General features: G+C 36.0%; 15 protein-coding genes and 1 riboswitch. Of the genes, 8 read left to right on the top strand and 7 right to left on the bottom strand.

Features of this window, described 5'->3' with window-relative positions:
• Position 1: 1 nt before the first annotated feature.
• From JMM81_RS15210 to JMM81_RS15190, 5 genes are all read right to left on the bottom strand, one after another.
• Complete coding sequence (locus JMM81_RS15210) at positions 2 to 184, bottom strand: hypothetical protein (protein ID WP_256242415.1); 183 nt, start codon at positions 182 to 184, stop codon at positions 2 to 4.
• Between the two features lie 341 nt (positions 185 to 525).
• Positions 526 to 1,479 (bottom strand): magnesium/cobalt transporter CorA, encoded by a 954-nt coding sequence (gene corA / locus JMM81_RS15205; protein ID WP_256242414.1) that lies wholly within the window; start codon positions 1,477 to 1,479, stop codon positions 526 to 528.
• Between the two features lie 35 nt (positions 1,480 to 1,514).
• Positions 1,515 to 2,564, bottom strand: a complete 1,050-nt coding sequence (locus tag JMM81_RS15200; protein WP_375162395.1) for an aldehyde dehydrogenase family protein — start codon at positions 2,562 to 2,564, stop codon at positions 1,515 to 1,517.
• A 315-nt stretch (positions 2,565 to 2,879) separates the two neighbouring features.
• On the bottom strand, positions 2,880 to 3,191 hold the full coding sequence (locus tag JMM81_RS15195) for a MerR family transcriptional regulator (RefSeq protein WP_256242413.1): 312 nt from the start codon (positions 3,189 to 3,191) through the stop codon (positions 2,880 to 2,882).
• A gap of 321 nt (positions 3,192 to 3,512) precedes the next feature.
• Positions 3,513 to 4,895, bottom strand: coding sequence for a Glu/Leu/Phe/Val family dehydrogenase (locus tag JMM81_RS15190; protein ID WP_256242467.1), 1,383 nt, complete (start codon positions 4,893 to 4,895; stop codon positions 3,513 to 3,515).
• A 256-nt stretch (positions 4,896 to 5,151) separates the two neighbouring features.
• Positions 5,152 to 5,331, top strand: a riboswitch (Lysine riboswitch).
• 127 nt (positions 5,332 to 5,458) lie between these two features.
• Here JMM81_RS15190 and dapA point away from each other — a divergent pair.
• Entirely contained in the window at positions 5,459 to 6,355 is an 897-nt protein-coding gene (gene dapA, locus JMM81_RS15185; RefSeq protein ID WP_256242412.1) for a 4-hydroxy-tetrahydrodipicolinate synthase, read from the top strand.
• A gap of 316 nt (positions 6,356 to 6,671) precedes the next feature.
• Here dapA and JMM81_RS15180 read toward each other — a convergent pair whose 3' ends face one another.
• Both JMM81_RS15180 and JMM81_RS15175 read right to left on the bottom strand, forming a co-directional pair.
• Positions 6,672 to 7,073 carry an IDEAL domain-containing protein gene (locus tag JMM81_RS15180; protein WP_256242411.1) on the bottom strand — a complete coding sequence of 134 codons (402 nt, stop codon included), beginning with the start codon at positions 7,071 to 7,073 and terminating at the stop codon, positions 6,672 to 6,674.
• A gap of 156 nt (positions 7,074 to 7,229) precedes the next feature.
• Entirely contained in the window at positions 7,230 to 7,511 is a 282-nt protein-coding gene (locus JMM81_RS15175) for a DUF2325 domain-containing protein (protein ID WP_256242410.1), read from the bottom strand.
• Positions 7,512 to 8,101: 590 nt separating this feature from the next.
• On the opposite strand from JMM81_RS15175, the gene JMM81_RS15170 reads away from it, so the two are divergent.
• From JMM81_RS15170 to JMM81_RS15140, 7 genes are all read left to right on the top strand, one after another.
• Positions 8,102 to 8,416, top strand: a complete 315-nt coding sequence (locus JMM81_RS15170) for an HMA2 domain-containing protein (RefSeq protein WP_256242409.1) — start codon at positions 8,102 to 8,104, stop codon at positions 8,414 to 8,416.
• A gap of 13 nt (positions 8,417 to 8,429) precedes the next feature.
• Positions 8,430 to 8,969, top strand: coding sequence for an HMA2 domain-containing protein (locus JMM81_RS15165; RefSeq protein WP_256242408.1), 540 nt, complete (start codon positions 8,430 to 8,432; stop codon positions 8,967 to 8,969).
• Positions 8,962 to 11,043 carry a heavy metal translocating P-type ATPase gene (locus JMM81_RS15160; protein WP_256242407.1) on the top strand — a complete coding sequence of 694 codons (2,082 nt, stop codon included), beginning with the start codon at positions 8,962 to 8,964 and terminating at the stop codon, positions 11,041 to 11,043. Before JMM81_RS15165 ends, JMM81_RS15160 begins: the two co-directional genes overlap by 8 nt.
• Positions 11,044 to 11,047: 4 nt before the next feature.
• Positions 11,048 to 11,644, top strand: coding sequence for an HMA2 domain-containing protein (locus tag JMM81_RS15155; protein WP_256242406.1), 597 nt, complete (start codon positions 11,048 to 11,050; stop codon positions 11,642 to 11,644).
• Positions 11,645 to 11,686: 42 nt separating this feature from the next.
• A complete protein-coding gene (locus JMM81_RS15150; RefSeq protein ID WP_256242405.1) occupies positions 11,687 to 11,908 on the top strand; it encodes a hypothetical protein in 222 nt (73 codons plus the stop codon).
• Positions 11,909 to 12,184: 276 nt separating this feature from the next.
• Complete coding sequence (locus JMM81_RS15145) at positions 12,185 to 13,576, top strand: class II fumarate hydratase (protein ID WP_256242404.1); 1,392 nt, start codon at positions 12,185 to 12,187, stop codon at positions 13,574 to 13,576.
• 339 nt (positions 13,577 to 13,915) lie between these two features.
• The gene (locus JMM81_RS15140) at positions 13,916 to 14,632 is read left to right on the top strand and encodes a 3-ketoacyl-ACP reductase (protein WP_256242403.1); all 717 of its coding nucleotides are present in this window, start codon (positions 13,916 to 13,918) and stop codon (positions 14,630 to 14,632) included.
• Positions 14,633 to 14,652: the final 20 nt, after the last annotated feature.

Genomic DNA, 14,652 nt, shown 5'->3' with positions numbered 1-14,652 from the left:
TTTAAGACCTCCAATTTCTTGTGATAAGAACATTTACTGCAATGATAACCAAGCCAAGTACAACCCAATATAAGAAGCTTCCATACCATTTGAAAACATCCGTTAGAATTGTATATGGAATGAAATAAGCAAGTAGAATAAGTACCACGCTAATCAATACCCAAAATAATTCCTGTTTTCCCATTTGAATCCCTCACTCCCAACACCGCTACTTCTTTACTAAATGATTCGGTGTATATTTTCCTTAATTACTATTTAATAATAATATTCATTTAAAAGAAAGATCATTTTTATATTGCAGATAAAACGATCATCTCTAGTTCTATTCTGTACTAGTTTGAACTTTATGAACCTATGCATGTATACAAATTCATCACTTAAATAAATTAAGATTGAGTCCTTTTATCTACAAGGTCTCAACCTTGACTTATTTTCTTTGATATAAAAACATTCACAATTGAAATAGCAAAAAAATGTTGTCTATTGTGCTAATGTTTTCTTTTGCTAGAGGTTTAAAGTGATAACTTAAAACCATTTCTTTTTTTTAAACCAAAGAAACATAACGATTCCCATAATCCCCATGAATCCAAGAACGAAAAAATAGCCATACTCCCAAGTCAATTCTGGCATATATTCAAAATTCATCCCATAGATTCCTGCCACAAATGTTAATGGTGCAAAAATAGAGGTAATAATTGTGAGTACTTTCATCACATTATTCGTTTGGTGTGAATTCAATGATAAGTAACTATCCCGTATATCTGTCGTTACCTCTCGATTAGACATCACCATTTCCGACAGCTTTAACAGGTGGTCATAAATATCGGAAAAATATGCCCTTCTTTCCCTAACCCCTTTTAAATGATGAGAATTCAACATTCGATAAAGTAAATCACGCATTGGATTAACGGTATGCCTTAAATTCAATAACATACTTCTAATATCGAATAATTCATTCATTAATCGGTCCATTGATTTATTTTGAGGATTACTTTCAAGCCTGTCTAATTCATCTTCAATTTTATAGATGATCGGAAAGTAATTATCTACAATCTTATCCAAAATATCATAGAACACAAAATGGGCATTCCATTGTTCGATATTGTTCTGAGACATTAGTCGATCCCATACGAGACTTACCTCCATTACAGGTTTGCTGTGGAAAGATACAATATAATGATCTCCAACGAAACAGTTTAACTCTTCTTTTTCAATATATCGGTCAAAGTCTTTCACTGTATGTGTCACAAAAAAAGTATATTCATTATAATAATCCAATTTGGGACGTTGAAATCTATAGACACAATCTTCAATGGCAAGTGGATGAAAGTGAAAAGTTTCCTCTAAATGTTTGATCTCTTCATCAGTCGGTTCATTGAAATCAACCCAATACCATTTATAGTTAGAAAAATCGACATTTCGTATGGAAATATTTGTTTCTATTTTATACTCATTCGTGATTCCAATAACCTTTATCATTTTATCAACACCTTTTTCAATTGAACTACCTCAAACTATTTAATGAATCTTTTAATTGTTTTCAATCCATTTTTTCGATTTGGATATCGGAATGGAAAATCAATTCGGGTTGTTTGCTTTAAAATACTTTTTTCATGGGAAAAAGTATCAAAACTACCTTTTCCATGGTAAGTACCGACACCACTTTCTCCAACTCCTCCAAATGGTAAATAGGGAGAACTAAGATGATAGACCGTATCATTCATACACCCTCCACCAAATGAGATATTTTCTAAAATAGTCTGTTGAAACTGATCTCCCTCAGAAAAAACATAAAGTGCGAGTGGTTTGGGCCGTTCATTCATTTCATTAACCACTTTGGACGAATCCTCATAAATTAAAATTGGTAAAATAGGACCAAATATTTCATCCTTCATCACCTCATCTTCCCATGATAGTTTTGTTAAGATCGTAGGTTCAATCATTCGCGTGGATCTTTCTCCTCTTCCTCCATAGTAGACGTTGGAATTTTTTATAAATCCCATTAATCGGTCGAAATGTTTTTCACTTATGATCTTTGTGAATTTCCCACTTTCGAAAACATTTTCTGAATACAGATCTTTAATGGCTTCAGTAAGTAATAGCAAAAATGCCTTTTCTACACTTTGATGAATATATATGTAATCTGGAGCCACACAAGTTTGACCTGCGTTAATAAATTTTCCCCATGCAATTCGTTTTGCTGCCAAACGTAAATTGGCATCATGATGGACGATGCATGGACTTTTTCCACCCAGCTCCAATGTTACTGGGATTAAGTTTTTCGCTGCCGCTTCCATAACTACCTTTCCGACAGGACCACTCCCTGTAAAAAAGATATAATCAACTTTTTCCTTTAAAAGAGCTTGACTTGTTTCCACTCCACCTTGAACAACAGCGATATATTCTTCTGGAAATGCTTTCTCTATTAGTTCTCCCATTAATGTTGAGGTTGCTGGTGTCAATTCAGAGGGTTTCAGGATGGCACAATTTCCAGCAGCTATAGCCCCTATTAACGGAGTAATCGCTAATTGAAAAGGAATCATTCTTTCATTATTATTGAACAATCATTCATTAATATCAAATTAAAAATTTGACTATGAACCGAGAGTTTCAGCCGTAAAAAGTATAAAGACAGTGAGCGATACAAACGCCCACTGTCTTTTAGCTTTTAATGTATATATTGGATTAAGACCTTCTTACACCTCTACATTATGTGTAAAATATCACAGTTCTCTTTTACTACTTCTTCAATCACAAAGAAGGTGTATAGGACTTTTTTATTTATTTTTATAAATTATTATCAAAAAGTGATAGTCATTTACTACTGTCAAAGGATTAGTATGCAGTTTTTTAGATAGATGTAGTTAAAATATCGATGGTTAACGCAAACCAAAACGAGCGTTGAGTTGTCCTTGTATCATTTTGTTTCGTTCTTTTTGTGGGTTTGAGGCTTTCTTCATTTCTTGTTTAATTTCGAATGTCGTTCCACCTTCTTCCAATACATTAGCAATCTTTATTAATGTTTCGACATCATCAAATGAATATTTTCTAGTGCCATTATCTGTACGACCAGGGAAAATAAGACCTCTACTTTCATAATAACGTATTTGCCGTTCAGAAAGATCTGTTAATTGGCTAACAACTCCAATTGTAATTACCTTTTTCCTTTTATAAAAATCTTCTTCCTGCATAAATCCACCTCTACTAATTTTCTTATTAAATTAATTTTTGAGTACAAAAAAAGAGATTAGTGTTCACCAACCTCATCGTTATGACAAATAGATATTGTTACTCTTCTGTCCTTTTGCCTGAGATTGTGAACCCTTCGGTGCTACAACGTATGCATACTCTTCAGAAACTGCTCCTACTATAGTTTACTTATAACCATTAGCCTACTTCATTTTCATTCTTTTCCCTTTGAAGGTCCCTTTTTTGTAATCTAGCCACCTCCTAAACGTTAAAAAGAGGGGTAGTAAAGTAGATCAACTCCCCCTCTTACAAACCTAATTTTCTTAGTATAACTTTCCTTGACGATATAAAACGGTACATATTTTCATAACAGCCTGAATATAGCAATTTTGACGTAAAGGAAATGGATCAGCAAAAAACCGTGGAAGAATGATCGTTAATGTGGATCTCATCTTATCAAAGAGAAGCTTAAATACTTCTTCCTCACTATAAAACTGTGTTTCACGACCTTGTAGCCATTCAAAATAGGAAACAATGACACCACCTGCGTTTGCCAAAATATCGGGGATCAAAATCACCCCTTTATCACTAAGGAATTTATCTGCTTCACCGGTCACTGGTGCGTTTGCCCCTTCTACAATCAATTTGGCTTTCACTTTTCCCATGTTATTTTTATGAATTTGACCTTCTAATGCGGCCAAAACCAATACCTCAGCATCTACTAGATAGAGAACCTCTTCGCGGTCATGGATTTCTGCTTTTACATTACATTGGGCCAATTGTTCTTCCGTATTAGGCAGATCTCCCCCATTTTGCAATTTAAATTCTACTAGTGCTGGAATATCGAGTCCTTTAGAGTTATATAGTGTAACATTTCGATCACTCACAGCAATAACTTCATTTTGTAAAAAAGGACAATGATAAGCTTCTAGAGCCACAACAGAGCCTACATTTCCAAAACCTTGAATAGCGATTTTTAGCGGACGATCCCTAAAAGTTAATGCTGTTTTTGCAAATTTATTGTTACTCTGAGAAAGCACCTTTCCCTGTTCTTTCAAGAAATCATTAACCATGTATCGAAATGTAAAATACACACCTTTACCAGTAGCATCCTTTCGTCCTAATGAACCTCCATTAACAACACTCTTCCCAGTGAAGCTCCCTCTGTATGGCTTACCTAGTCGGATACTTTTATATTCTGCCATCATCCAATCCATTTCCCGCTCACCGGTACCAACGTCAGGTGCAGGGATATCCTTGTCAGTTCCTAAACTATTACTAAAGTAACGAACATATTTTTTGCAGATGGTATGCAGTTCCTTTTCTGAGAAATCTTTAGGATTCATGACAACACCTCCTTTACCTCCGCCAAAAGGCACTTCATGGAGAGCATTTTTAAGTGTCATTAAAGCGGAAAGATTTATCATTTCCTCCTCATTCACAGATTCATGAAATCGTATCCCACCTTTATAAGGTCCTAGTGTATTATTATGCTGAACACGAAAAGCAGGAATGCGAACAACCTTTCCTTTTTCTAAAGGGATTCGTAAAAAAGATTTATGGATATGATTAGGAGTAGAAAGGATAGAGGCTAACGATGTAAATGCTTGTTTTCTAAATTGACCATGTAAACTGGGTAAAAAGGACTTGTCTTCTAACAAAGCATCCAATGACTGTTGGACGATTGCATCTGTCTGGCTTGCCATCATTAAAAGCCCTCCTTTTTAAATCATTAAGGATACTTCATTATAATTAGTGTATGCTACCCTCTCCCAAAAAACGATATATTTTAAATTCTGCGATTGATGGTGATAAAAGCTCCTTCCTTTCGTTCATTTCCACCACATTGACTAGAGCAAGAAGCCTACCTCCCTTCTCAAACTTGTCGTTGCAATCGAAAGAAAAAACTGATATTATTTAATTTAATTAAATTAAATAATTTCTTATTTCAATATTTTTTGAAGTAAGGATAGAGGTGCAAAGACCATAAGTACACAATCAGAGGATAATGAGGTCCTGTGACGTTTGTGAAAAGGGGAATTTGCCGAAGTGGAGAGAATCTCATTTTTCTTGAAGCTGGTTCTGCTATTGAATAAATACAGAACTGTCATATAGGAAGCTATATGGAGGGCTATCTTACGCACTGGAACTTTGTTACCTATTGTTTCTACTGCAACAGCGACCCTCGTTGTTGCTTTTTTGCGTTTACTTACTAATTGCCCTTCTCCCTCTAATTTTTAAAAAATAATTAAAAGGAAGTGGAGAAGTAATGAATTTCGGACAACTTTTAACTGCAATGGTTACTCCATTTGATCAAAATGGTGAGATTGATTACAATGCGACAAAAAAATTAGTCAATTATTTAATTGCCAATGGCTCTGACGGTTTAGTGGTAGCTGGGACAACAGGGGAGTCACCTACATTAACAACAGAAGAGAAAGTGGAATTATTTAAATTTGTGGTTAAGGTTGTTGATGGAAGAGTTCCTGTTATCGCTGGCACTGGTTCCAATAACACAAGAGCTTCCATTAACTTAACAAGTCTTGCAGAAAAAACAGGAGTCGACGGGATAATGCTTGTTGTTCCATACTATAACAAGCCGTCTCAAGAAGGACTATACCAACACTTTAAAGCCATTGCTGAATCAACAGCATTACCGGTCATGCTTTATAATATACCAGGGCGAAGCGTTGTCAATATGTCTGTAGAAACAATCGTTCGTCTCTCAAAGATTCCAAACATTGTTTCACTAAAAGATGCAAGTGGCAATTTAGATGCGATGGCTGAAATTATTAGCCAAACCCCTGATCATTTTACGTTGTACAGTGGAGATGACGGTTTAACTTTACCAGCTTTATCAATTGGCGGAGCAGGCGTTATTTCAGTTGCTTCTCATATTATGGGGAATGAAATGCAAACGATGATTCAACACTTTACTAATGGGAATCACCAAGAGGCTGCTTCACTTCATCGTAACCTCCTCCCAATCATGAAAGCACTATTTGCTGCGCCAAGTCCATCACCAGTCAAAGCAGCATTAAATCTAAATGGAATCTCTGTTGGTAGTGTTCGTTTACCAATGGTTCCTTTAAACGATGAAGAAAAAAGAGTATTACAACAAACTTTACAACTACTAGATGTAAAGGCAAAAGAAGAAGCTAGCTAAGAAAATGGAGTATCGAGGGACAGTTCATCACTGTCCCTGTTTGCTTCTATCCAATTTACAATTTTTAACTTTTTATTATAAAAGTAGCTATATAACTTCCTCCTATATAGCTTATCAAGAAGTTAGAATAAGTAATGGAGAACCAATTCTTTTTTTCGAAATATTCTGTACTCTTTTATTACTACAATACAAAACGGAATTGCTTCAGGCTTATTTCTGACATCAAAATTTATAGGAAATAAATTTATGAACTCCAAAACATTTAACTTAATCAATCAGCTTTCTGGACGTTAATCTCCTATGAGAAAAAGTCATTTTATACTGCTACGTTATGTACACACTGCTCCAATTTCATCTTAAGGTCACGTGATTCTTTTAGTTTCTTTGTGAAGTTCAAAAATAACTCTTCATCCCCTGTATCTAGAGCTTGATCGACCTTAAATTGTAAATAGTTTAACGCTAGTTCAATGTCAATCAAAGATAAAAGTCGTTCATTCAGATAATACCGCTCTAAATCTTCAAGGGCTATATGGAAATTATATTGGTTATTCATCCTAATTAAAAAATACCATCCTTTTTCAATCATAAATTTGCGTTCATTAATGATTTCGATTATATCTTCTTTATGAATGGTTAAAACCTCTGCATGAGTACCATCCGAACAAAAACAGTCCATTTGATGTTCAAACGTTTTTATTGCAATGAAATGCCGAAACATCCTCTTCTCTCCCCTTATATCATATGGTTTTTAAATAAAATCTGGATTTTTAGATTGGTCTATTAATAAGCTTACCCTTTTGATCAGTATAAAAAATTGACATTCAGTTTATTCATTAGTGATAATAATTCTCAATGAAAACGAAAAATTTTTAAGCTATACCATCCCTTTAAGTGCTTTATGGATGGAACACCAAGAACGCTTTGCATAAAAAATAGGGATCGATTGATTTTTAGCTCGCTGTTTCATAACGGTGGACAAATTATGATTCACATAATCTGTTAAAACTAGTATGCAATTTATATTTTCAGGTATCGCTCTTTTAACCATTTTTACTTTTCTCCCATTAATATGTAAGATTTCATCAAATCCAACAGAAGATAACTTGTCCCGAATAACTCCCAAATGATCTGCACCTATAATAAGTAAAGAACTCATGGATATCTCCTCCACCCTTTAAATCGTTCACTTTCAGCTGTTTCTTCATCTTATAAAACACAATGAGGAAAGAAAAATTTATATATATTTAAACATCTCTCATTAAATAAAAATAACGATTATTTAATTAAGTAACATTATAAATGAAAATGATTATCAATGTCAATAAAACAATGTAATATACTTAATAATAAAAAAATAATTAAACCAGCTGACAATCACCATCCAATTTCTAGAGAGTACTGTCATCTAATCTGGATAATTTGTGATGATTGATAATACTTATAAAGAGGCTATGCCAACCCTGCTCCAACTCCAAAAATATAAAGAAGACTTCCACAAAAAGTGTTAGTACAGACGTTGCGACAGGACTTCTCGTCCTTCACATAATTTGATATTAGCGCATAATCAAGATTTTTATTTTTAATTATTGATTTTTTCTCAGGATAATTTTATATATAGCAACGGCCCTAACTCTTAACCGATTTAATTTTTATATTTTTTAAAAATTCAAACATTTATCACCGAAAAAGGTTGTTTCAAATCATCTTATTTGGTAATATTTTTAAAAAAGATAGGTATGGAGGGTAATGTTGGGGAAATTTACAGAATATATGTTGATTAAGCATGTCGAGCGCAAGCTAGGAAAATATGATATTAAGATGGTGCACTTTATCCCTGGACGTATCCGTCTTCAGTCTCCCCGTTGGAAAACGAATACGGATTTGATTGAAAAAATTGTAAACGAGTTACAACTACAACCACTGGTTTTTTCTGTTCAATCAACTCTGGTAACAGGAAGTTTGGTCATTACATATGACGCTTCCTATGACACAAATATAAAAGAGCTAGATTCATGGTTTCGAGTACTTGATCAAGTCTATACAACAGAATATATGAAGTAAGGAGAGATGCAGCATGAAATCTAGCCTTTTGGGGATAGGTGCATCCTTAGTTATTCCAAAAGTGATGTCTCAGTTTCGAGACCAAAAAGTAAAAGTTTTACATGCCATGCCGGGAAGACTACGTTTACAATGTGATAGCTGGAAAAATGATATAGTAGCTAACGCATTAAACAAGAATATAGAAAAGTATCCTTTGATCTTAACCGCTGAAGCCTCGCCTATTACAGGTAGCCTCATATTAAAATTTGTCGTTCCCCATATTAGTCAGCAAGAGTTAGATGAATTAATGCAGTTCATTGTTCAAACTGCATCAGATGCACTTCTTTATACAGATGCTATGCTTATGAGAGGAATGCAACAAACATTAGGGTTCGTAGATAGAGGAATTAAAAAACAAACGAATGGATTTGCTGATTTCGATAGTTTGTTTGCCTTGTTTTTATTAGGAAAAGGCATTCATGCGTTCAGTAGTGCTCCTACATTTTCATCTAGTTTATTCTATTGGGCTTATACGATAATAAAAGGGAAAGGAAGTGACCCGCCGCATGCTTAGTGTGGTTCACTCTTTACCTGGTCGAACCCGTTTTCATCTAAATAGTTCTTTTAGTCCGACGATGATTGAATGTTTTATTCGGTCGCTTCCTCATGTTTACTCAGCTACATACACTCAAGAAACAGGTAATGTGCTCATTCATCACGACACTGCGGTATCCTTTCAAGCGCTGAAAAAGTCTCTTCAACAATTGTTTGCCAAGAAGCAAAAGGGAAAAATCCAATCATTCTCATGGGAAAAACTCGTACCTACGGTGACTTGTACAACTATGTTTCTAGCAAACTGGTATATCCAACGTAGCCCATTTTCTACAGCAGTGAAAAACGCTGGACATTGGGCAGCTGTAATTACCTCTGTTTTTACATCCCTTGACGTTATAAAAGATGGGATTATAAGTCTCTTCAAGAGTCGAAAAGCAAACGCAAACACGTTAACTGCAGCTTCTATTTTTGCCTCTCTCTATATAAGGAATCCAGGTTCTGCACTTATTGTTACCATCATGTCTACTATTAGTGAATGGCTAACAGATTATACTTCTAAAAAAACGAAGGAGTATATCCATTCTGTATTAGAACTTGCTACAACATATGCATGGAGATTAAACGAAAAAGCGGTAGAAGAAAAAGTAGCACTGGATCAAGTGCAAGTAGGTGATACGGTTGTTGTATTTACAGGAGAAAAAATTCCTGTTGATGGAATGGTATCTCGGGGGTATGGAACGGTTGACGAATCCTCTATTACGGGAGAATACATGCCTAAAGAAACAGGAAAAGAGCAACAAGTTTATGCGGGGAGTATCTTACTGAATGGCCAGCTTACCATTCTTGTTGAAAAGGTGGGAGGTGATACGGCCCTTTCCCAGATTGTCAAATTGTTAGAAGAAGCGCAAGAAAAACAAGCTCCTATCCAAAACATGGCTAATACATTAGCCGAAAAAATGGTTCCTGTTTCGTTTGGATTAGCGCTGATTACCTTTTTGTTAACTCGAAATGTAAATCGAGCGATGAATATGTTAGTCATTGATTTTGTCTGTGGAATTAAATTGTCCACAGCTACTGCCCTCTATGCGTCAATCGGAAAAGCAGCAAAACAGGGGGCATTAGTAAAAGGAAGCAATTATATTGAAGAGATGGCTCAAGTAGAAACCATTATTTTGGATAAGACAGGTACCATTACAGAAGGAACACCCGTTGTACAACAAGTCATTTCATGTGATGGTTATGAACAAAAAGAAGTGATCCGGTTGGCGGCAGCTGTAGAAAAGAGTTCGTCTCACCCTATTGCCGATGCAATCATCAAACAGGCAGAAGAATGGAAGATAGAGATACCTGTACGAGATGAGAACGCACAAGTAGACACTGTAATTGGAAAAGGGATTACAACCCTTTTCCAGGGAAAACAAATTGGAGTGGGCAGCCTTCACTTTATGAAAGAACTGAAAGTAAACATGGACCATTTTGTTCATCATTTAGAGAAAGATGAAAATATAATTTATGTAGCGTATGACAGAACCTTATTGGGTGTTATTAGTATCTTTGACCGAATTCGTTCTGGTATGCACCACGCATTGCGCCAGTTACGATACCAAGGAATCCATGACATTATTATGCTAACGGGAGATAAAAGAACAGTAGCAAGAGAGATGGCGCAGCGACTTCACCTCAATTGGTACCATGCAGAAACCTTACCTGAAGATAAAGTAAAGTATATAAAGCAATATAGACGGAACAGTACCGTTATGATGGTGGGAGACGGAATTAATGATGCTCCAGCTTTAGCTCACGCAAATATTGGAGTAACAATGGGGCGAAAAAGAACAGATATCGCTTCCGAAGCAAGTGATATCATCATTACATCCGATCATCCAAAAGTGCTACCGGAATTAGTTCGACTATCGAAAAAAACGATGAATATCATTAAACAAAACTTCATTTTCACATTTTTGATTAATGGAGGAGCTATTTTATTAGGAGCACTTGGTATCATTTCTCCTATTGCAGGAGCAGCCATTCATAATGCCGCTACAATTGGAGTAGTGTTGAATAGTGCCAGAATTTTATGGATAGGAGGCTAGAAGTGTGAGACCTAAATTCTATATCCTACATGATATTCCAGGGCGCCTACGTTTGCATATTCCTTTATTGAGGGAAAACCAGGATTATAAAGCGATTCAATCGATATTTTCCTCTTTAAGGGGCATTCAAGATATACGCATTCAGCCCATTACTGAAACCATGCTGATTCAGTACACATCAGATGAAATCTCACGAAACCATTTATTAAGATATGTATCTTTACTTTTTCATCAACAACCTTTTCATTCACTAAGTAACTTAATGGTTCATGTAAGACCCAATGTACGCAAAGGATTATTTCGTTCTCTCATAGCAGGCGGTTTACTGCTGCTTGCCTACTCCTTTAAACAGCCAACTGTATTGGTATATAGTGCCGTCATCGCAACTGGGTATGCCGTCTTATCACATGGAACCAATAATAAACTTCGCCATCCTGATATCCTCATAGGAATCTTGAGTTTAGGATCATTAGAACCGGCAAACGTGCTACATGGGGCTATGGTGACATGGGCCGTTAATGTATTAGAGTTATTACATGAAATGCGGGACAGTAAAATAGTCTATCCATTATCAGATATATCTTCATACAGATCTGTATGAATTTATATAAAATAAGAAAATAAAGAATTGGGGGAAACAAAAATGGCATTTAACAATGATTTTTTAATGGGATTTTTATCTGGAACGGTGGTAGGTGCAGTAGGCTATCGTTTATATGAGCAAAATGGTGGACAGTTACAGCGCTTAGTCCAACCACAAGGGACTTTTAATCAAACGACATCTTCTTATCAACCTTCTGTAGAAGAGTTAGTATCCCAAAAAGAACGTTTAGAAGACATGATTGCTGAAATGCAGATAAGATAATAAAAAAGGAGAAACAGTTCTGGGCTGTTTCTCCCTTTTTATTGATGTATATAAATAATAGGGGAAATCTTATCGATTTTCATATTTCTCATTCTTTACCCATCCACGGCCAACCTCACCTTTAGCGCTCACTTTCATCTATCTGTATTACTCCTTTAGATGTGCACTTTCAAAAGTTCGTCATTTTATCATTCCTAACATTGTTTATTACACACCCTAATGGGAAATAATAACGAGACGTTTACTTCGAAATCATTACATCATAAGGAGAGAAAAATGGAATCTTTTGACCAATATCGTAAAGAAATGGATCCGTTAGGCCAAGTGATGGTTCCACTAGAATCGTATTATGGAGCTCAAACTCAACGTGCTGTGGAAAACTTTCCAATAAGTGGAATTCGGTTACCTCGATCGTTTATTAAAGCACAAGGAATCATTAAAGCTTCTGCTGCTTTAGCCAATATGGAATTAGGCAAGCTTTCTAACGAGATGGGAAAAGCCATTATAGTAGCATCTGAAGAAGTTATCGAAGGAAAATGGGATGAGCATTTTGTAGTCGATGTGTACCAAGCTGGTGCCGGTACATCGCAAAATATGAATGTGAATGAGATTATTGCAAACCGAGCCTCAGAATTATTAGGTGATTCATTAAACTCTAGCTCTAAACAGGTTCACCCGAATGATCATGTCAACATGTCACAATCGACAAACGATACCTTCCCTGCAGCCATTAATATTTCGACAGCAGAAAATATTATTCAAAGACTCCTCCCTGCCCTTTCACAATTGGAACAGGCACTCTACAGAAAGTCAGACGAGTTGATGCCCATATTGAAATCCGGCCGAACACATTTACACGATGCAGTTCCCATTCGATTGGGTCAAGAATTCTCTGGTTTTGCCGAAACCATTCATTTTGTCTATCATCAGATCGAAGATTGTCTTGAAGCCTTGTATGAAATTGGCTTAGGCGGGAATGCCATTGGAACGAAAATAAACTTACATCCTGAGTATATTCCAAAAATTATGAAGGAGGTCTGTCATCGCACGAATTTACCTTTTCGTGAACCACCAAATATATTTAAATTCATGCAAAATACGAGTGCCCCTATACGAACGATGATGGCACTAAAAGAACTCGCGATTCATTTAATTAAAATAACGAGTGATTTGCGTTTGCTCAGTTCTGGTCCACGAACAGGATTAGCTGAAATTACCCTTCCTTCTGTTCAAGCGGGTTCAACAATTATGCCAGGGAAAGTAAATCCTGCTATTTTAGAAATGACTCATATGGTTTGTTGTCAAATCATCGGCTATGAAACGGCCATTACGACAGCAGGGATAGCGGGTCAATTAGAAATCAATGTCATGATGCCCTTCATCGCTCATACCCTGCTTCAGTCCATCGAATTATTATCAAATGCGATTCCAATACTTGTAACAAAGTGTATTAATGGAATTCAGGCAAATGAACAAAAATGTAAAGACGGGATGGAAGCCAGCCTTGCATTAGTTACAGCCTTAAGTCCCTCTATGGGCTATGATCTCGCGTCCCAGATTGGACAACAAGCAGATGAAGAAAATAAAACATTAAAACAAGTGCTAAAAGAAAAAGGGTTATTAACAGATGAAGTTGAAAAGTTATTAAACCCTAAAGGATTGATCTAGCTTCTAGTAAAGTCATTGTACCTTAATCAAAAATCCATGGTCGTTCTCTATTCTATAAGAGATCCATCATGGATTTTATTTGTATAGATGGTTCTTTATTAGAATTCATTTCTGGAATTGACTCTTACGCATACAGAGGATAGGGAGCATTTGATTGACATTTGACATCTCATCATCTCCATATTTTTATAAGTATGGTGTTATTATCTTCCATTTCCCCCTATTTACTCATCGCCCCGGGAACCATCCAATTTTTGGATAGTGTCTGACACTTATACAAGTCCATGATTTTGTAAATATTGATAGTTGTGAACGAATCTATTAATAAGGAATGATGTCATGATCTCATTAAACGGAAAAACTGCTTTAATTACTGGAGCAGGAAGAGGAATCGGTCGTTCTACTGCGTTCCTTTTAGCAAAAGAAGGTGTGAATCTAGGATTAATTGGATTGAATATGGATAACCTTGAAAAAACAGTGGCAGAACTAGCAGAATGTGATGTGGAAGTTTCAGCGGCAACAGCAGATGTAGCTGATCTTGAATCTGTTCAACATGCCGTAGAGCATATCAAATCAGACTTAGGTTCTATTGATATCCTTATCAACAATGCGGGTATCGCTAAATTTGGCGGTTTTCTTGATTTAACTCCTGAAGAATGGGAAAAGATTATCCAAGTCAATTTAATGGGCGTCTACCATGTCACCAGGGCTATTCTACCTGACATGATCGAAAGAAAATCAGGTGATATTGTGAACATCTCATCCACCGCAGGCCAAAAAGGGGCCCCTGTGACAAGTGCTTATAGTGCGTCTAAATTCGCTGTTTTAGGCCTGACAGAATCACTTATGATGGAGGTAAGAAAGCATAATATCCGAGTAACCGCCTTAACCCCTAGTACCGTTGCAACAGATTTAGCCTTTGAAGCCAACCTTATTTCTGGAAACCCTGAAAATGTCATGCATCCAGAAGATTTAGCAGAAATAATTGTAGCAGGATTAAAACTGAATCCAAGAGTCTTTGTAAAAAATGCCGGCTTATGGTCAACGAACCCTTAAGGCCACAACAGAAAGTTGGG

Source organism: Bacillus sp. V3B (assembly GCF_024494465.1).
GTDB lineage: Bacteria > Bacillota > Bacilli > Bacillales > Cytobacillaceae > Bacillus_BD.
This window is presented reverse-complemented; position numbering and strand designations above follow the sequence as displayed.